20 protein-coding genes are annotated in these 18,180 nt (G+C 72.2%); 11 read left to right on the plus strand and 9 right to left on the minus strand.

Going from position 1 to position 18,180, the window contains the following annotated elements; genetic code table 11:
• Nucleotides 1-124 precede the first annotated feature (124 nt).
• From ACWD4P_RS35120 to ACWD4P_RS35140, 5 genes are all read right to left on the minus strand, one after another.
• On the minus strand, nt 125-1,648 hold the full coding sequence (locus ACWD4P_RS35120; protein ID WP_449782424.1) for a M1 family metallopeptidase: 1,524 nt from the start codon (nt 1,646-1,648) through the stop codon (nt 125-127).
• 165 nt (nt 1,649-1,813) lie between these two features.
• On the minus strand, nt 1,814-3,346 hold the full coding sequence (locus ACWD4P_RS35125) for a M1 family metallopeptidase (RefSeq protein ID WP_449782425.1): 1,533 nt from the start codon (nt 3,344-3,346) through the stop codon (nt 1,814-1,816).
• A gap of 206 nt (nt 3,347-3,552) precedes the next feature.
• Nucleotides 3,553-4,425, minus strand: coding sequence for a sulfurtransferase (locus ACWD4P_RS35130; RefSeq protein ID WP_359830719.1), 873 nt, complete (start codon nt 4,423-4,425; stop codon nt 3,553-3,555).
• Nucleotides 4,426-4,558: 133 nt separating this feature from the next.
• On the minus strand, nt 4,559-4,885 hold the full coding sequence (locus ACWD4P_RS35135; RefSeq protein ID WP_359830717.1) for a hypothetical protein: 327 nt from the start codon (nt 4,883-4,885) through the stop codon (nt 4,559-4,561).
• Between the two features lie 152 nt (nt 4,886-5,037).
• A complete protein-coding gene (locus tag ACWD4P_RS35140) occupies nt 5,038-5,646 on the minus strand; it encodes a polysaccharide deacetylase family protein (RefSeq protein ID WP_449782426.1) in 609 nt (202 codons plus the stop codon).
• Between ACWD4P_RS35140 and ACWD4P_RS35145 the strand changes: the two genes are divergently transcribed.
• On the plus strand, nt 5,639-5,950 hold the full coding sequence (locus ACWD4P_RS35145) for a hypothetical protein (protein ID WP_449782427.1): 312 nt from the start codon (nt 5,639-5,641) through the stop codon (nt 5,948-5,950). The genes ACWD4P_RS35140 and ACWD4P_RS35145 overlap by 8 nt on opposite strands.
• Nucleotides 5,951-6,229: 279 nt before the next feature.
• The gene (locus tag ACWD4P_RS35150; RefSeq protein WP_359828507.1) at nt 6,230-7,090 is read left to right on the plus strand and encodes an SAM-dependent methyltransferase; all 861 of its coding nucleotides are present in this window, start codon (nt 6,230-6,232) and stop codon (nt 7,088-7,090) included.
• Nucleotides 7,091-7,194: 104 nt separating this feature from the next.
• On the opposite strand, the gene ACWD4P_RS35155 is transcribed toward ACWD4P_RS35150, so the two are convergent.
• Nucleotides 7,195-8,064 carry an Fpg/Nei family DNA glycosylase gene (locus ACWD4P_RS35155; RefSeq protein WP_359828505.1) on the minus strand — a complete coding sequence of 290 codons (870 nt, stop codon included), beginning with the start codon at nt 8,062-8,064 and terminating at the stop codon, nt 7,195-7,197.
• 108 nt (nt 8,065-8,172) lie between these two features.
• Here ACWD4P_RS35155 and ACWD4P_RS35160 point away from each other — a divergent pair, with 108 nt between their 5' ends.
• From ACWD4P_RS35160 to ACWD4P_RS35180, 5 genes are all read left to right on the plus strand, one after another.
• The gene (locus ACWD4P_RS35160) at nt 8,173-8,667 is read left to right on the plus strand and encodes an SRPBCC family protein (protein ID WP_359828503.1); all 495 of its coding nucleotides are present in this window, start codon (nt 8,173-8,175) and stop codon (nt 8,665-8,667) included.
• A 98-nt stretch (nt 8,668-8,765) separates the two neighbouring features.
• Nucleotides 8,766-9,425 (plus strand): hypothetical protein, encoded by a 660-nt coding sequence (locus ACWD4P_RS35165; protein ID WP_449782428.1) that lies wholly within the window; start codon nt 8,766-8,768, stop codon nt 9,423-9,425.
• A 103-nt stretch (nt 9,426-9,528) separates the two neighbouring features.
• Nucleotides 9,529-10,320 (plus strand): DsbA family protein, encoded by a 792-nt coding sequence (locus tag ACWD4P_RS35170; protein WP_359828499.1) that lies wholly within the window; start codon nt 9,529-9,531, stop codon nt 10,318-10,320.
• The gene (locus ACWD4P_RS35175) at nt 10,317-10,937 is read left to right on the plus strand and encodes a vitamin K epoxide reductase family protein (RefSeq protein WP_359828497.1); all 621 of its coding nucleotides are present in this window, start codon (nt 10,317-10,319) and stop codon (nt 10,935-10,937) included. The genes ACWD4P_RS35170 and ACWD4P_RS35175 overlap by 4 nt, the downstream gene beginning before the upstream one ends.
• A gap of 76 nt (nt 10,938-11,013) precedes the next feature.
• Nucleotides 11,014-11,598 (plus strand): dihydrofolate reductase family protein, encoded by a 585-nt coding sequence (locus ACWD4P_RS35180; protein WP_449782429.1) that lies wholly within the window; start codon nt 11,014-11,016, stop codon nt 11,596-11,598.
• Between the two features lie 25 nt (nt 11,599-11,623).
• On the opposite strand, the gene ACWD4P_RS35185 is transcribed toward ACWD4P_RS35180, so the two are convergent.
• Complete coding sequence (locus ACWD4P_RS35185) at nt 11,624-12,607, minus strand: adenosine deaminase (protein ID WP_359828493.1); 984 nt, start codon at nt 12,605-12,607, stop codon at nt 11,624-11,626.
• 208 nt (nt 12,608-12,815) lie between these two features.
• Here ACWD4P_RS35185 and ACWD4P_RS35190 point away from each other — a divergent pair, with 208 nt between their 5' ends.
• Nucleotides 12,816-13,097 carry a DUF6158 family protein gene (locus tag ACWD4P_RS35190; RefSeq protein WP_359828492.1) on the plus strand — a complete coding sequence of 94 codons (282 nt, stop codon included), beginning with the start codon at nt 12,816-12,818 and terminating at the stop codon, nt 13,095-13,097.
• A 156-nt stretch (nt 13,098-13,253) separates the two neighbouring features.
• A complete protein-coding gene (locus ACWD4P_RS35195) occupies nt 13,254-14,642 on the plus strand; it encodes an NADP-dependent succinic semialdehyde dehydrogenase (protein WP_449782430.1) in 1,389 nt (462 codons plus the stop codon).
• A gap of 73 nt (nt 14,643-14,715) precedes the next feature.
• On the opposite strand, the gene ACWD4P_RS35200 is transcribed toward ACWD4P_RS35195, so the two are convergent.
• Nucleotides 14,716-15,009 carry a hypothetical protein gene (locus ACWD4P_RS35200; protein ID WP_359828489.1) on the minus strand — a complete coding sequence of 98 codons (294 nt, stop codon included), beginning with the start codon at nt 15,007-15,009 and terminating at the stop codon, nt 14,716-14,718.
• A 54-nt stretch (nt 15,010-15,063) separates the two neighbouring features.
• Entirely contained in the window at nt 15,064-16,047 is a 984-nt protein-coding gene (gene ku / locus ACWD4P_RS35205; protein WP_359828487.1) for a non-homologous end joining protein Ku, read from the minus strand.
• 150 nt (nt 16,048-16,197) lie between these two features.
• Between ku and ACWD4P_RS35210 the strand changes: the two genes are divergently transcribed.
• A complete protein-coding gene (locus tag ACWD4P_RS35210; protein WP_449782431.1) occupies nt 16,198-16,443 on the plus strand; it encodes a hypothetical protein in 246 nt (81 codons plus the stop codon).
• A 267-nt stretch (nt 16,444-16,710) separates the two neighbouring features.
• Nucleotides 16,711-18,150, plus strand: coding sequence for an amino acid permease (locus ACWD4P_RS35215; protein ID WP_449782432.1), 1,440 nt, complete (start codon nt 16,711-16,713; stop codon nt 18,148-18,150).
• The last annotated feature ends 30 nt before the right edge of the window (nt 18,151-18,180 follow it).

Here is an 18,180-nt window from a genome sequence, read left to right on the forward strand (position 1 = left end):
TTTTTTTTTTTTGTTTTTTTTTTTTATTGTCTCTGTCTGTGCGGCGGGGGGGGGGGGGGGGCGCGGGGGGGGGGGCCGGGCCGGGGGGCCCCCCCCCCCCCCCCGGCCCGCCCCCGGCCCGTCGTCAGTGACGGGCTTCGTGCACCGAGCTCGCCTCCTGGATCTTCTTCCAGGACTTCGGCTCCACCGGCGGCTGCGCCCGGTCCGCGCCCGGCGCCAGTGCGGCGGCGGCCGCGGTGCCCGGGGCCACCGGCCCGACGGCGGGCTTGCTCGGGGTGAACAGCCAGGTGTTCAGCAGGTCGCCGAGCTTCTGGCCGGAGACCTTCTCCGCGTACGCCTGGAACTCCGGGATGGTCGCGTTGCCGTACCGCCGCTCGGTGGGCCAGCCCTTCAGGATCCGGAAGAACTTCTCGTCCCCGACGGCGTTGCGCAGCGCCTGGATGGCCACCGCGCCGCGGTAGTACACCGCGCCGGCGAACTGGTTCTCCTCCCCCGGGTCGCCCGGCTTGACGCTCCAGAACGGGTCGTCGGCCGGGCGGGAGGCGTAGATGTAGTCGGCCAGCTCCTGGGCGGTGCCCTCGTTCTCGTGCTCGGACCAGAGGAACTGCGAGTACTCGGCGAAGCCCTCGTTCAACCAGATGTCGCTCCAGCGGGAGAGCGAGACGCTGTCGCCGTACCACTGGTGCGCCAGCTCGTGCACGACGACGGAGACGTTGGAGCCCCGGGCGAACAGCCCGGGGCCGTAGGAGACCCGGGTCTGGGTCTCCAGGGCGCCACCGGAGTTGATGTTGGCGACATAGCCGCCGGCCGAACTGAACGGGTACTCCCCGAAGTAGCCGCTCAGCCAGTCCACCAGCTCACCGGTGCGCTCCACGCTCGCCCGCGCCGCGGCGGCGTTGTCGCCCAGGTCCTTGCTGTACGCGTTGTAGACCGGTATGCCGCCGGCCGTGGTGTCCTGGGTGATGTCGAACTTGCCGATCGCGAGGGTCGCCAGGTAGGTCGCCTGCGGCTTGTTCTCCCGCCAGCTGTACCGGGTCCAACCGGCCTGGGAAGAGGTGCCGGTCAGCACCCCGTTGCTGATCACCTGGGTGCCGTTCGGCACCTGCACCGAGACGTCGAAGGTGGCCTTGTCGCTCGGGTGGTCGTTGCTCGGGAACCACCACCCGGCCGACACCGGCTCACCGGACGCGACCGCGCCGTCCGGGGTGCGGCGCCAGGCGGTGTAGCCGCCGTACTTCTGCACGGTGGACGGCTTGTCCTTGTAGCGCACCACCACGGTGGCCTGGCTGCCCTTGGCGAGCGGCCGGGCGGGGGTGATCTCCAGTTCCTGGTCGCCGCTGGTCGCGAAGGTCGCGGGCCGGCCGTTGACCAGGACCTCGGAGACGTGCAACGTGAAGTCCAGGTTGAACCGGGAGAGGTCCTGGGTCGCCGTGGCGAGGATGGTCGTGGTGCCCTCCAGCTCGTCCGTGGCGGGCTGGTACTTCAGCCGGACGTCGTAGTGCGAGACGTCGTACCCGCCGTTGCCGAGGGTCGGGTAGTACGGGTCCCCGACGCCGTCCGCGCCGGGTTGGAAGCCGGATGCCGAGGCGGGGACGGCCAGGAACAGGCTCAGGGCACTGGCGGCGGAGACGATCAGCCTCTTGCGCACGTGGTCCTCCAGGGATCACCGGAACGATGGGGATTGAACCGATCCTTGTCCCGTCAACCGCGCCTCCACGCACCATTTGTGAGACCTTCATGAGAAGAAACGCGCCGAAATGAAGGCTTCGCGGCGGCGCCGCGAAGCCTTCATACCGATCGACCCGATATGTCGTCAGCTGTCGTGCTCATGAACGGCGTTGGTCTCCTGGATCTTCTTCCAGGACTTCGGCTCCACCGGCAGCTGCCCGTCGCCCCGGTCCGCACCCGCGCCGGGCGCCAACGCGGCCGAAGCGGCGGCCCCCGGCGGCACCGGCCCGACGGCCGGCTTGCCCGGGGTGAACAGCCAGGTGTTCAGCACGTCGCCGAGCTTCTTCCCGGAGACCTTCTCCGCGTACGCCTGGAACTCCGGGATGGTCGCGTTGCCGTACCGCCGCTCGGTCGGCCAGCCCTTCAGGATCCGGAAGAACTTCTCGTCCCCGACGGCGTTGCGCAGCGCCTGGACGGCGACCGCGCCGCGCTCGTACACCGCGCTGGAGAACTGGTCGTCCGGCCCCGGGTCACCCGGCTTGACGGTCCAGAACGGGTCGTCGGCCGGGTGCGAGGCGTAGACGTAGTCGGCCAGCTCCTGGGCGGTGCCCTCGTTCTCGTGCTCGGACCAGAGGAACTGCGCGTAGCGGGCGAAGCCCTCGTTCAGCCAGATGTCGCTCCAGCGGGAGAGCGAGACGCTGTCCCCGTACCACTGGTGGGCCAGCTCGTGCACGACGACCGAGGTGTTCGTCCCCTTGGCGAACTGCCGGGGGCTGTAGAAGATCCGGGTCTGGGTCTCCAGGGCGTACCCGGTCGGCACGTTGGGGACGTAGCCGCCGACCGAGCTGAACGGGTACTCCCCGAAGTAGCCGCTCAGCCAGTCCACCAGCTCACCGGTGCGCTCCACGCTCGCCCGCGCCGCGTCCGCGTTCTCGCCCAGGTCCTTGCTGTAGGCGTTGTAGATCGGCAGCCCGCTCGGTGTGGTGTCCCGGGTGACGTCGAACTTGCCGACCGCCAGCGTGGCCAGGTACGTCGCCTGAGGCTTGTTCTCCCGCCAGCTGTAGCGGGTCCACCCGGCCTGGGAGGAGGTGCCGGTCAGCACGCCGTTGCTGATCGCCTGGGTGCCGTCCGGGACCAGCACCGAGACGTCGAAGGTGGCCTTGTCGCTCGGGTGGTCGTTGCTGGGGAACCACCACCAGGCCGCCTCGGGCTCGTTGGCCGCGATCCCGCCGTCCGGGGTGCGGTGCCAGCTGGTGAAGCCGTACTTCTTCACGGTGGACGGCACGCCCTTGTAGCGCACCACCACGGTGGCCTGGGCACCCTTGGCCAGCGGCCGGGCCGGGGTGATCTCCAGCTCCTGCTCGCCGCTGGTGGCGAACGCGGCCGGCCGGCCGTTGACCCGGACCTCGGAGACGTTCAGCGCGAAATCCAGGTTGAACCGGGAGAGGTCCTGGGTCGCCGTGGCGAGGATGGTCGTGGTGCCCTCCAGCTCGTCCGTGGCGGGCTGGTACTTCAACCGGATGTCGTAGTGCGAGACGCGGTACCCGCCGTTGCCGTAGGTCGGGTAGTAGGAGTCGCCGACCCCGGCCGCACCCGGCGTGAAGCCGGATGCCGAGGCGGGGACGGCCAGGAACAGGCTCAGGGCACTGGCGGCGGAGACGATCAGTCTCTTGCGCACGTGGTCCTCCAGGGATCACCGGAACGATTGGGTCGAACCGATCCTTGTCCCGGCAGCCCCGTCCCCACTCCCCGATTGTGAGATGTTCATGAAAAGAAACGCGCCGAAATGACGGCTTCGCAGCGGTGCCGCGAAGCCGTCACGCCCCCACACCCGCCCCGCCGGCCACCATCCGCCCCAGCAGACCCGCCCGGCCCACCCGTCGCTCAAGCCCCGAGCACCACCGGCGCCCGCACCAGCGAGCCGTACTCCGTCCACGACCCGTCGTAGTTCTTCACGTGCGGGTACCCGAGCAGCTCGGTGAGCGCGAACCAGGTGTGCGCGGACCGCTCTCCGATCCGGCAGTACGCGATCACCTCGCGCTCCGGCTCCACGCCCTTGCCCCCGTACAGCGCCCGCAGCTCCTCCGCCGAGCGGAAGGACCCGTCGTCGTTGGCCGCCTGCGACCAGGGGACGTTCACCGCGCCCGGGATGTGCCCGGGCACCTGCGCCTGCTCCTGCGGCAGGTGCGGGGGCGCGATCAGCTCGCCCCGGAACTCGGCCGGCGAGCGGACGTCCACCAGCACCGCGTCCGCCCCCGGCTTGGCGAACACCTCGGCCTTGGCCAGGACCTCGTCCCGCAGCGCCCGGAGCTCCGGGCGCTCGGGCCCGGCGAGCCGGTACCCGCTGTGCTGGTAGTCCATCACCTCACGGGTGAGCTCCCGCCCCTCCAGCTCCCACTTCTTGCGCCCGCCGTCCAGCAACCGCACCGGCCCGAAGCCGCGCAGCCGCAACAGCCAGTAGGCGTAGGCGGCGAACCAGTTGTTGTTGCCGCCGTAGAGCACCACGGTGGTGTCGTCCTCGACCCCGGCCGCCCGCAGCAGGTGCAGGACGCCGTCACGGTCGATGTAGTCCCGGCCGACCTGGCTGTGCAGATCGGTGGTCCAGTTCCAGCCGACCGCACCGGGGATGTGGTCCCGGTCGTAGGCCTCGGTGTCCTCGTCCACCTCGACGACCCGGATCGTCCCGTCGTCCAGGTGGTGGGCCAGCCATTCGGTGCGGACCAACGCCTCGGGGTGCGCGTAGCCGTTGCCGGTCATCCCAGGCCCTCCTTCGCTCTGCCCAGGTTGCGGCGCCCGACCACGGGCACGGCGAGGGCCGGCGACCGGGCCGGACAGTTCGAACCTACGCCGTCCGCCCGGCCCGGGCCACCCCGCGCTCCCTCGCCCTCGCTCAGGAGAAGACGACCGAGCGCAGCTTCAGCCGGTCGCCGAGCTTCTTCCCCGGGTTCATGGAGTAGAAGACGTCCCCCGCGCAGCCGAAGTCCAGGAAGACCGTGGCCGTGGAGCGGGTGAGGTTCTCCGGCGCGAAGCCCGGGTCGTCCTCCGTCGTCCACGGCAGGTCGATGCACTCGCCGCTCTGCGGATCCGCCAGGCCGGTGAGGACCCCGGGACCGACCTTGTAGAGGAAGTCGCCCGTCGCGGCGTTGGCGGAGAACGGAACCGCGAGGACGAGGGCGATGGCGCTGGCGGCGGCGAGCACGGCATTGCGGAGACGCATGGCTGAGGGCCTTTCAGGCGGCACCAGGAGGTACCGGGTTTATCGGTGCGAGATCACCCTAGAGGCCCAAAATCCGCAGAAACGGTTCTTCCATTCCACCCTTTCGGGTGGTTTAAGGGTTGAAGCCGCGACCCGCCGCCACCAGGGATCCCTCAGTTCGGCGGAGCCGTGAAGTAGTACCCCGAGTCGACCAGCACCGGCAGGTACGCCTTCAGTGCCGCCACCGTCTGGGAGCGGTCCCCGCCCCCGTCGTGGTTGAGCACGATCGACCCCGGCCGGACGTTCTTGAGGACCCGGTCGATGATCGCCGGGGTCCCCGGCCGGGCCCAGTCCCTCGGGTCCACCGACCAGGCCATGTTCCGCAGCCCGAGGTCGGCGGCCACCTTGAGCGAGGTCGGGGACCAGTCCCCGCCGGGCGCGCGGAACCAGGTGGGCTGCCGGCCGGTGGTCCGCTGCAGCAGGTCGGAGGTGCGCTCCAGCTCGTCCCGCACCTTGGCCTCGGACAGGTGCCGCAGGTCCGGGTGGGTCCAGGTGTGGTTGGCGATGTGGTGGCCCCGGTCCGCGATCTCCCGCACCAGGGCGGGGTGCTCCACCGCGTTCTCGCCGATCAGGAAGAACGTCGCCCTGATCCCGTACTGCTCGAACAGCGCCAGCACCGTCGGCGTGTGCCGGGGGTCCGGGCCGTCGTCGATGGTCAGCGCCACCACCTTCCGGTCCGGGTCCAGGTCGTACACCGGCTTGCTCTCCGACTCGGTGAGCACCCGGCGCACGGGCACCGCACTCGGTACGGCGCCCGAGGGGGCACCCGACGGCGGGGCCGGCGAGGGCACCGAGGACGGCGTGCCCGTCGGGGCCGCCGCCGCGGACGACGAGGAGGCGGACGGCGCGGCCCCCGGCCCGTCCGGTGCCCCCTCGGGCCCCGCCGGGGCGGACCCGGCGGCGCCGTCGGTCGACCCCGCCCCGGCGCCGCCCTCCCCGCCGCCCCAGGGGCTCCGGCATCCGGCGGCCGCTCCCAACAGGGACATTCCGGCCGCGACCAGCAACAATCTGCGCGAAGTAATCTGACGATCTGACAGCATTGTGAATGCTTCCCCCGGCCGTCACCGCCGCTCCCCGGCGGCAACTCCGACGGCCCCGATCACCACTCCGACGGCCCAGGAACGACCCCGATCCGGGCCCGCTCCGGACCCGACCCGACCCCGGGACGGCCCGACGGCGCCCGTCCGCACACCCCGCTTCCGAAGATCTTCCACCGATCTTCCCCGACCGGACGCTCCACCTCCCCTCCGGGCCGCTACGCTGTGCCTTCCCCAGTGTGATGATCTGCCATCAGAGGACGTGGCCATGACGACAAGTCAGGACTCCCCCCGCCAGGGCCAGCAGGACGACACCGCCCCCGAGCCCAGCCAGTGGGAACGTTTCGGCGTCGACACCTCCGCCCCGCACTCTGCGCGCGTGTACGACTACTGGCTGGGGGGGAAGACCAACTTCCCGCCGGACCGCGCCATGGGGCAGGCCATCGAGCAGGCCGTGCCGAGCGTCAAGGCGATGGCCAAGGCCAACCGGGCGTTCCAGGGCCGAGCCGTCCGCTACCTGGCCCAGGAGCACGGCATCCGCCAGTTCCTCGACCTCGGCACCGGCATCCCGACCTCGCCGAACACCCACGAGATCGCCGAGGCGGTCAGCCCAGGGACCCGGGTGGTCTACGTCGACAACGACCCGATCGTGCTCGCCCACGCCCGCGCGCTGATGGTCTCCAGCCCGGCCAGCCGCACCACCTACATCCACGCCGACCTGCGCAAGCCCGAGGAGCTGTTCGCCGACCCGGCGCTCACCTCCACCCTCGACCTCACCCGGCCCGTCGGCCTGCTGATGATCGCCGTGCTGATGCTGATCGCCGACGAGGACGACCCGTGGGGCCGGGTCGCCGCGCTGCGCGACGCGCTGCCGGCCGGCAGCTGCATCGCCCTGACCACCCCCACCCCGGACTTCGACCCGGAGTCGGTCGGCAAGGTCGCCGAGGCCGCCCGGGCCGGCGGGATGACCCTGGTGCCGCGCGGCTACGACGACGTGGTCCGCTTCTTCGACGGCTGGGAGCTGGTCGAGCCGGGCGTCGCCCCGGTGCTGGCCTGGCGCCCGGACGGCGAGCCGCCGGCCGACCCGAAGGCCGCCTACTACTGGGGCGGCGTCGCGATCAAGCGCTGACGATCGGGCGCTGACGATCGGGCGCCGAGACCGCCGAACGCCGGGTGGGCGCGGCCACGGGCCGTCCCACCCGGCGAGGATCCGCAGGACACGCCCCGTCGGCGTCACTTCAGCAGCCGCGACATCCGGCGGTCCGCCAGCGGCTTGCCACCGGTCTGGCAGGTCGGGCAGTACTGCAGCGAGGAGTCCGCGAAGGACACCTCGCGGATGGTGTCCCCGCAGACCGGGCAGGGCTGCCCGGTCCGGCCGTGCACCCGCAGACCGAGCTTCTTCTCCGCCTTCAGGTCCCCCGCCGCCAGCCCGCGCGAGCGCTCCACCGCCTCGCGCAGCGTGTCGCCGAGCGCCGCGTACAGCCGGGCCACCTCGTCCTCGGTCAGGTTCGCGGCCGTCTTGTACGGCGACATCCGGGCCGCGTGCAGCACCTCGTCCGAGTAGGCGTTGCCCACCCCGGCCAGCACGCTCTGGTCCCGGAGCACCCCTTTGAGCCGGCGCCGGTCGCCGCGCAGCAGCGCGGTGAAGTCCGCCAGGGTGAAGGCCGGGTCCAGCGGGTCCGGGCCGAGCCTGGCCACGCCCGGCACCTCGGCCGGGTCCCGCACCACGTGGACGGCGAGCCCCTTCTTCGAGCCGGCCTCGGTGAGGTCGAAGCCGTCCCCGGCCTCTCCCGCGAGCCGCAGCCGCAGCGCCAGCGGGTTGCGCGGGCTCGGTCGCGGCGGTTCGGCGGGCAGCGCCTCCTTCCAGCGCAGCCAGCCGGCCCGGGCCAGGTGGACCACCAGGTGCAGGCCCTCGGCCTCGATGTCCAGGAACTTGCCGCGCCTGGTCACCCGGCCGACCGTCCGCCCCTCCAGCGCCGTCACCGGCGGGTCGTACGTCTTCAGCGCGCTGATCGCCACCGGCTGGACCCTGGCGATCACCCGCCCGGTCAGCCGCTCGGACAGGAAGGCGCTCAGCGCCTCGACCTCGGGCAGCTCCGGCATGCGCCCAGTCTCCCCCGGCCCACCGCCGGGCGCGCGTCCGCACGAGCGCCCCCGTTGCCCGCCCCCACCCCGAGGCGCAGGCTGGAACGGAGGGAGGTGCCGCGCACCATGAGCACCCTTGAGGAACAGATCGACGTCGCCGTCCCCGTCCTCGCCGCCTGGGAGCAGCTGCACCGGGTGCACGAGTACCCGCAGTTCGTCGACGGCGTCCACAGCGCCCAGCCGCACGGCCGGAACCTCGCGCACCTCGGGGTGGAGATCGACGGCGCCGAGCGCTCCGTCGACGCCGAGATCACCGACCGCGGCCGGGGCCGGGTGATGGCCTGGCGCACGACGGACGCACCGCGGCTGCGCGGCGCGTTCGCGCTGCTGCCGCTCGACGCCGGGCACACCCGGGTGCAGATCCGGGTGGAGTACGACCCGGAGGCGGTGCACCGGGAGTTCGGCGGGCCGCGCGGTTTCGCCCAGGCCGGGGCGATCGAGCGGGCGGTGCGCGAGGACCTGGACCACTTCCGGGAGCTGGTCGAGGCACGGGTGAACACCGCCGAGGCCCGCCCGGAGCCGTCGCAGGCCCCCGGCCGGGCTTCCGGCCGGCACTCGTAAGCACCGGATAAGCGCAGCTCAGCGCGGGTGGTGAGGCTCTTCACAGCTCGCCGCCCGGCAGACCGTTCCACTTTCAACCTGTGGCAGACTCGGGTGCCATGGACATCGGCCCGGTCACCAGGACGCTCCGCGCGGCGGTCTTCGCCGCGCTGGTCGTGCTGCTCGCCGGGCTCGGCCAGGTGCTGGTCACCGGCCGCGCGCTGCCCGTCGGCCCGATGCTGCTGGCTTCGGCCGCCGTCTTCGGGGTGGCCTACGCGCTGGCCGGCCGCGAGCGCGGCTACCCGGCGGTCGCCGCGGTGTTCCTGCCGCTGGAGCTGTCCGCCGGCGCGCTGTTCGACCTCGCGCAGAGCACCTGTCCCTCACTGCCGCCCGGTGCCGGGCACGGCCTCCAGCCGCTGCTGTGCGGCGGGGGCTCGCTCGGCGGTTTCCTGCTCGGCCACGGCGTCTCCGCCCGGACCGGTGTGCTGCTGCTCCTGCTGCTGCACACGGTGATCGCGCTGGCCGGCGCCTTCTGGCTGCGCCGGGCGGACGCCGCGCTGTGCTGTCTGGCCGGGGCCGTCCGGATGCTGGGCGAGTTCCTGCACCGCCACCTGCCGGCCGCCGCCCGCTGGCTGCGGCTGCTGGCCGCCCCGCTGCCCGCCCGTCCACCGGCGCGGGTGCCGTTCCCCCGGGCCAGCCGCGTGCTGGTCCCCGCCGAGGACGTCGTCGTCCGTCCGGCCGTCCGGCGCGGTCCGCCGGTGTTCGCCCTGGCCGCCTGAGCGTCGGCGCTCCCGCCCGCTCGGCCGGCTGTTCTCTCCCCCGCGCCGCAGGCCCCGGCCTGCCGTGCCTTCCCGTACGCCCGAGAGCACAGGACGACACCCCATGAGCAACGCCCGCAAGACCGACAAGAAGACCTCCGCCACCGACCGCATGCGCGCCGCCCGCGTCCGGGCCGAGCGCTCCGACCGGATCCGCCGCCGGGTGGTGGTCGGCGGCGCGTCCGCCGCCGTGCTCGCCCTGGCGGCGGGCGTGGCCTTCGCCGTCGGCGGCTCCTCCGGCTCCGGTTCGAACGCGGCGAACGGCCCGCTGGTCGTGCCGGCCAACGCGAGCGGCGCCGACGGCACCGTGATCACCTACGGCAAGGCCGACGCCCCGCACACCCTGGAGGTCTACGAGGACTTCCGCTGCCCGTTCTGCGAGCAGCTGGAGACCACCACCGGCAAGGCGATCCAGCAGCTCGCCGACGAGGGCACGTACAAGGTCGAGTACCACCTGGCGACGTTCCTGGACAACAACCTCGGTGGCAAGGGCTCGCGCACCGCGCTCGCCGCGGCCGGCGCCGCGCTGAACGAGGGCGTCGACAAGTTCAAGGCGTTCCACGACGTGCTGTACGCCAACCAGCCGGACGAGCGCAGCGACGCCTTCGGCGACGTCAACCACATCCTGGACCTGGCCGGCCAGGTGCCCGGCCTGAAGACCGACGGCTTCGTCAAGGCCGTCCAGGACGGCACCTACGCGCCGTGGGCGGCCAAGGTCAACCAGGAGTTCAACAAGAGCGACGTCACCGGCACCCCGACCGTCAAGCTGGACGGCAGGAAGCTGGACGTCCTCACCAACGGCAAGGCCGTCTCCCCCGAGCAGTTCACCGCGATGGTCAAGCAGGTGACCGGATGACGGCCGGCGCCCCCGCCGTACGGCCCGCTTACGGCGCGGGCCGCCCGTTCGCCTGGCTGCTGCTGATCGGCGGCGCGGTCGGCCTGTTCGCCTCGACGGTCCTCACCCTGGACAAGATCCGGCTGCTGGAGGACCCGTCCTACGTCCCCAACTGCAACATCAACCCGATCATCAGCTGCGGCTCGATCATGCGCAGCGCGCAGGCGGAGGCCTTCGGCTTCCCCAATTCGCTGATCGGGCTGGTCGCCTTCGGGGTGGTCGTCGCGGTGGGTGCCGGGCTGCTCGCGGGCGCGGAGTTCCGGCGCTGGTTCTGGCTCGGGCTGCAGGCCGGGACGGTGTTCGGGGCCGGCTTCGTGACCTGGCTGATGTACCAGGCGCTGTACCGGATCGGCGCGCTCTGCCCGTACTGCATGGTGGTGTGGGCCTCGGTGATCCCGCTGTTCTGGTACACCACGCTGCACAACCTGCGGTCGGGCGTGATCCCGGTGGGCCCGCGGCTGCGGGTGGCCGTCCGGGAGGCGGCCCGCTACCACTGGGTCGTCCCGGCCCTGTGGTACGCGGTGATCGCGCTGCTGATCCTCAACCGGTTCTGGTACTACTGGAGCACCCTGATCTGATCCCCGTCCGCCGCTCTGTCCGCCGCCCCGTCCGCTCCCGGCGGGAGGGCGGCGGACCGTCCCCCGTGGGGGTGCCATGCGTCGCAGGATCGTCCTCTTCGTCTCGGTGTCGGTCGACGGCTACTTCGAGGGCCCGGACCACGACCTCGGATGGAACCTCGTCGACGACGAGGTGCACGCCCACTTCAACCGGGTGCTCGCCCGGATGGGTGGTTTCGTCTCCGGCCGGGTGACGCACGAGCTGATGGCCTCCTTCTGGCCCACCGCCGACCAGGCCCCTGACGCCGACGCCACGACGACCGAGTTCGCGGGCATCTGGCGCGACATGCCGAAGACGGTCTTCTCCCGCACCCTCGACCACGCCGACTGGAACACCACCGTCGTCCGCGAGGTCACCCCGGAATCGGTCGCCGCGCTCACCGCCGGCCCCGGCGGCGACCTCGCCCTCAGCGGCGCGAACCTGGTCGAGTCCTTCCTCGCCGGGGACTTCGTCGACGAGTTCCGCTTCTACGTCCACCCCGTCGTCCTCGGCCGCGGCACCCTCTTCTTCCGCCCCGCCGACCACCCCGTGCCGCTCGTCCTCAAGGACACCCACCGCTTCACCAACGGCGTCACCCTGCTCCACTACGAGCGCGGCGGCCCGTCACCCCTGGACGGGTGACGGGCCGCCGTCGCACTCGGGCGCGTCAGAACGTGTACGCCGCGACCTCGGCGAGGAGCTCGGCGCGGCGCTCCTCGGTGATGAAGGAGGCGCGGAAGGAGTTGGCGGCCAGGCGGCGCAGGGTCTCCTGGTCGAGGGCGAGGGCCTCGCGCACGGCCCGGAAGTTGTCCTCCACGTAGCCGCCGAAGTACGCCGGGTCGTCGGAGTTGACGGTGACCAGCAGGCCGGCCTCCAGCATCTCGCCCAGCGGGTGGTCGGCGAGGGTCTCGATGCAGCGCAGCCGCACGTTGGAGAGCGGGCAGAGGGTCAGCGGGACCTGCTCGCGCACCAGGCGGGCGACCAGTTCGCCGTCCTCCAGGCAGCGCAGCCCGTGGTCGATCCGCTCGACGCCGAGGACGTCCAGCGCCTCGGTGATGTACGAGGCCGGGCCCTCCTCGCCCGCGTGGGCGACCCGGCGCAGCCCGGCCTCGGCGGCCCGGCGGTACACCTCGCGGAACTTCACCGGCGGGTGGCCGACCTCGGCGGAGTCCAGGCCGATGCCGGCGATCCGGTCGAAGTGGGGGCGGGCGGCCTCGAAGGTCTCCAGCGCGGACTCGGCGGACTCGTCCCGCAGGAAGCACATGATCAGCTGGGTGCTGATGCCGTGCCGCTCCTCGCTGCGCTCCAGCGCCCGGGTCAGCCCGTCGACGACCACGCCCAGCGGCACCCCGCGGGCGGTGTGGGCCTGCGGGTCGAAGAAGATCTCCGCGTGGCGGACGCCCTGCTCGGCGGCCCGGGCCAGGTAGGCGTCGGCGAGGTCGGCGAAGTCGTCCTCGGTGCGCAGCACGGCCATCAGCGCGTAGTAGAGGTCGAGGAAGGACTGGAGGTCGCTGAAGGAGTAGGCCTCGCGCAGCGCCGCGGTGTCGGCGTACGGCAGCTCGACGCCGTTGCGGGCGGCGAGCTCGAAGGCGAGTTCGGGCTCCAGGGTGCCTTCGATGTGCAGGTGGAGTTCGGCCTTGGGAAGCGGCATGTGCGATCTGTCCAGCGGTAGCGGGCGGTCCTGAAAGGAACGGAAGGATCCATCCTATGAGCTGCCCGGTGTCGGTGGCCTGGCGGGCGGCTCCCGTGGGGTGCGCGGCGCGGGCGCGGCGCGGGGACCGCCGCACGATCGACCGGGTGCACCCGCGGCGCTCCGCGGGCACCCTGGAGGAGGGGACTTCCGCCGAGGAGGCACCGAGATGCGGCACGCCGAAGACCCGCACATCCGGCCCGCGGGCATCTCCCCGCACGCCCTGGGCAACGACACGCTCCTGCACGAGCTGGAGCAGCTGCACCGCACGCGCCACGAGACCTTCCTGTACGGCTCGGAGGAGGCACTGAAGCGGCACACCCTGCGCACCGGGGAGCTGGAGGCCGAGTACCTGCACCGCTTCCCCGGGCGGCAGGTCACCGCCGCGCGGACCAGGGCCGGGGCCCGGGCCCGGGAGGCCGCCGCCCGCGTGGAGTCCCTGCCCGAGTGAGGCCCCGCCGCCCGGGTGCGGTCCCCGCCCGGGTGAGGGAGCGGAGCACGCGCCCGCCGGGACACGCCGGGCGCGCGGTGGTGTGCCCGGGGCGGGGCGGTCGGGGAGGGTGTGAGGGCAGACGCACCGGACCCCGACCCGACCTGGGAGCCCCGCATGCCCATCGCCAGCGTCAACCCCGCCACCGGCGAGACCCTCCGGACCTTCGAACCGCTCGACGCTGCCGGGATCGAACGGCGGCTGGCCCGCGCCGAGGCCGCCTTCCACGGCTACCGCGGCACCTCCTTCGCCTCCCGCGCCGCACTGCTGCACCGCGCCGCCGACCTGCTGGACCGGGACCAGGAGACGGTCGCCCGCACCATGACCGAGGAGATGGGCAAGCCGCTCGTCGCCGCCCGCGCCGAGGCCGCCAAGTGCGCGAAGGCGATGCGCTGGTACGCGGACAACGCCGAGGCCCTGCTCGCCGACGAGCACCCCGCCCCGGCCGACGTCGCCGACTCCGGCGCCGCCCGCGCCTACGTCCGCTACCGGCCGCTCGGCCCGGTCCTCGCCGTCATGCCCTGGAACTTCCCGTTCTGGCAGGTCGTGCGGTTCGCCGCGCCGGCCCTGATGGCCGGGAACGTCGGCCTGCTCAAGCACGCGTCCAACGTGCCGCGCACCGCGCTGGCGCTGGAGGAGCTGTTCCAGCGGGCCGGGTTCCCGGAGGGCTGCTTCCAGACCCTGCTGATCGGCTCGGGCGCGGTCGAGGGCGTGATCCGGGACCGCCGGGTCGTCGCCGTCACCCTCACCGGCAGCGAGCCGGCCGGGCGGTCGGTCGCGGCCATCGCGGCGGACGAGGTGAAGAAGGCCGTCCTGGAGCTGGGCGGCAGCGACCCGTTCGTCGTCCTGCCGAGCGCGGACCTGGACGCGGCGGTGCGCACCGCCGTCCGGGCCCGGGTGCAGAACAACGGCCAGTCCTGCATCGCCGCCAAGCGCTTCATCGTGCACACCGACGTGTACGACCGCTTCACCGCCGCCTTCACCGAGGCGATGCGGGCGCTGCGGATCGGCGACCCGATGGACGAGGGCACCGACGTCGGCCCGCTGGCCAGCCGCCAGGGCCGGGACGACCTGGAGGAGCTGGTCGAGGACGCCCGCACCCGCGGCGCCCGGGTGGAGTGCGGCGGCGGGCGCCCGGAGGGCTGGGACACCGGCTGGTTCTTCGAGCCGACGGTGCTGACCGGCATCACCCCGGCGATGCGGATCCACCAGGAGGAGACCTTCGGCCCGGTCGCCACCGTCTACCGGGTGGCCGACCTGGACGAGGCGGTGGCGCTCGCCAACGACACCCCCTTCGGGCTCAGCGCCAACGTCTGGACCACCGACGAGGCCGAGCGGGAGCGCTTCGTCCGGGACATCCAGGCCGGCGGGGTGTTCTTCAACGGGATGACGGCCTCGCACCCGGCGCTGCCGTTCGGGGGCGTCAAGCGCTCGGGGTTCGGGCGGGAGCTGTCCGGGCACGGGATCCGGGAGTTCTGCAACGTCACCACGGTGTGGATCGGCTGAGCCCTCCCGGCCCCGGGCTCCCCGCCCGCCGGCCCGGGAGCCGTCCCGGCGCCCCGGGCCGGTTGCGGCCGGGTCAGGAGGCCATCCGGTGCCGGCCCGGCCCCGGGGTCATCCAGCGGGCGACCACGCCGCCCATGGCGATGACCGTCAGGCCCCAGAAGATCGCCATCGGCACCAGCACCGGCAGCAGGCTCACCTGGACGGCGACCATGGCGAGACCGATCGACAGCGCGATCATGAACGTCACCACGGTGGGGCTGAGACTGAGCAGCCAGTGCCAGACCCGGTGCCCGAAACCCCGGTTCCGCCGGGCTTCGGGCGCGGCCTCGGCCCGGGCGTCGATTTCCTGGTAGGTCAGCAGGTCCATCGGGATCGCCTCCAGTGCTGGTCGGCTGGACGGGGGGAGCCTGGCCCGGAAGGGTCAGGACGCCTTGCGGGGGGACTTCCGGGTGGTGGTCTTCCTCGCCGCCGCGCTCCCGGCGGTCCGCTTGGCGGAGGACTTCCCGGTCGTGCCTCCGGCCGGCTTCGGGGCGGCCTTCGCGGTGGTCTTCTTCGCCGGGGCGCGCTTGCGCGGGGCGGGCTCCTCCCCCTCGGTGTCCCCGGCGCCGCCCGTCCCGGCGCCGCCGTGCCCTCCCTTGGCCTGCTTGAGGCTGCTGCGCAGCGCCTCCATCAGGTCGATCACGTTGTCCGGCGCCTCGCCCGGCTCCTCCTCGTGCGGGACCTCCACGCCCTCCAGCCGCGCGGTGATCACCTGCTGCAGCGCCTGCTGGTAGTCGTCGTGCAGCTGGGAGAGGTCGAAGTCCTCGGAGAGGGTGTCCATCAGCGACCGCGCCATCTTGAGTTCCTGCGGCCGGACGGTGACGTCCTCCTCGGGCGCGATGCCGGACACCGGCCGGACCTCGTCGGGCCAGATGCAGGTCTGGAGCACCAGGGTGTTGTCGTGCACCCGCAGCACCGCGGGCGACTCCCGGGTGCGCAGCGCGATCTTGGTGACGGCGATCTGCCCGGACTCGGTGAGCGCGTCGCGCAGCAGCGCGTACGGCTTGGCGGCGGCCTTGTCGGCGACGCCCACGTAGTAGGCCTTGGAGAACATCAGCGGGTCGATCTCGCCCTCGTCCACGAAGGCCAGCACGTCGATGATCTTCTTGCTGGGCAGCGGCAGGTCGGCGAGGTCCTCGTCGGAGAGCGTGACGGTCCGCCCGTCGGGGGACTCGTACCCCTTGGCGATCTCCGCGTACGGGACTTCCTTCTCCTCCCGCTCGCAGTACCGCTTCATCCGCACCCGTCCGCCGTCCTTCGCGTGCACCTGGTGCAGCGGGACGTCGTGCTCCTGGGTCGCGGAGTACAGGTGGACGGGGATGCTGACCAGCCCGAAGCTGATCGTCCCCTTCCAGGTGGTCTGCATGGGGTCGCTCCTGACCGGCGCGCGCCGGGAGCCGGCCGGCGCCGAGAACGCTCGGGATGCGCCTTCGACATGTCCCGAGAGTCCCACTCTGCCCGGATTTGCGAGGATCGGCCACACCGCGCCGACAATGGGCCGAGGAGGTCGATGCGGATGACCACCCGGAGCCGGCGGGACCGGCGGGACCGGCAGGACCCGCACCGGGCGCCACCGCCCGAGCGGTACGGCTACCTGGTGACGTACGCGGTGCGGGGCGAGCCCGGCGCACGACGCGCGGAGGTGACCGTCCTGCCCGGATACTCGCAGGAGGAGGACATCCCCCGGATCCTGGCCGCCCGACTGACCGGGCGGCCGGCGGACGAGGCCTCGATCACCGTCCTCGACGTGCGGCCGATCTGACCGCCCACCCACGGGCGATTTGAGCCCCAACAGAGCTTGGCGACCTTCCCGAATGCTGACAATGCGTCAGATTTGAGGTTTCCATGCCACCTTTCCACCCACCCCGACCAGGCCTTTTGCGTCCGTTGAGCGAACAGTTACCAAAAGATTGTTCCGATCATCGGTACGTAGAAGTTAGGTTGCGACGCAATGCGCGGGCCAGTCCCCCCACCCTCCGGCACGACGAGTCGAGGGTCACACCGCGCTGGAAAGGCACAGGGTCCCTAGATGAGTGCGGACACCACCAAGCCCACGACGGCCACCAAGGTCCCCCACCAGCCGACGCCGATCGGACACGGCGGCGACGGCAACCTGAAGGCCGGGCTCAAGAACCGCCACCTGTCGATGATCGCCATCGGCGGAGTGATCGGCGCCGGCCTCTTCGTCGGCTCCGGCGCGGGCATCGCGACCACCGGTCCGGGCATCCTGCTCTCCTACGCCATGGCCGGCGTGCTGGTCGTCCTGGTGATGCGGATGCTCGGCGAGATGGCCGCGGCCGACCCGCAGAGCGGCTCGTTCTCGGCCTACGCCGACCGTGCGCTCGGCCGCTGGGCCGGGTTCTCCATCGGCTGGCTGTACTGGTTCTTCTGGGTCGTGGTGCTCGCGGTCGAGGCGACCGCCGGCGCGAAGATCCTCAACAACTGGGTGCCGGGCGTGCCCCAGTGGGGCTGGGCGCTGATCGTGATGGGCGTCCTGACCGCCACCAACCTCTTCTCGGTGGCCTCCTACGGCGAGTTCGAGTTCTGGTTCGCCGGCATCAAGGTGGTCGCGATCGCCGCGTTCCTGGTGGTCGGCACCCTCGCCGCCTTCGGCCTGCTGCCGGGCACCCACGCGGTCGGCACCAGCAACCTCACCGGCCACGGCGGCTTCCTGCCGCACGGGGTGGGAGCGGTGTTCACCGGAATGCTCACCGTGGTCTTCGCCTTCATGGGCAGCGAGATCGTCACCCTGGCCGCCGGTGAGTCGGAGGACCCGGAGAAGGCGGTCTCCAAGGCCACCAACAGCGTCATCTGGCGGATCGGGATCTTCTACCTGGGCTCGATCCTGCTGGTGGTCACCCTGCTGCCATGGGACTCCGCCGACGTCAAGGCCAGCCCGTACGTGGCGGTGCTGGACCACATCGGCATCCCGGGCGCCGGCCAGGTGATGGACGTGATCGTGCTGACGGCCGTGCTGTCCTGCCTCAACTCCGGGATGTACACCGCCTCCCGGATGGCCTTCTCACTGGGCCAGCGCGGGGACGCCCCCAAGTCCTTCGCCACGGTGACCTCGCGCGGCGTGCCGCGGGTGGCGATCCTCTCCTCGGTGGTCTTCGGCTTCGTCGCGGTCTTCTTCAACTACACCTCGCCGGACACCGTGTTCGCGTTCCTGCTGAACTCCTCCGGTGCCGTCGCGCTCTTCGTCTGGCTGGTCATCTGCGCCACCCAGCTGAAGATGCGCAGGATCATCGAGCGCGAGATGCCCGAGCGGCACACCGTCCGGATGTGGCTGTACCCGTACCTGACCTGGACGGCCATGGGCATGATCGGGTTCGTCATGGCGTACATGTTCACCGACGCCGACGGGCGCAAGCAGATGTACCTGTCGCTGGTCGCCGCAGCCATCGTGCTGGCGGCCTCGGCCGTGGTGGGCCGACGGCGGCGGGCCGCAGTGGCGGCGGGCTCCTGACCCGTCCGCCCCGCGCGGGAACGCCGGGCC

Source organism: Kitasatospora sp. NPDC002543 (assembly GCF_053594915.1).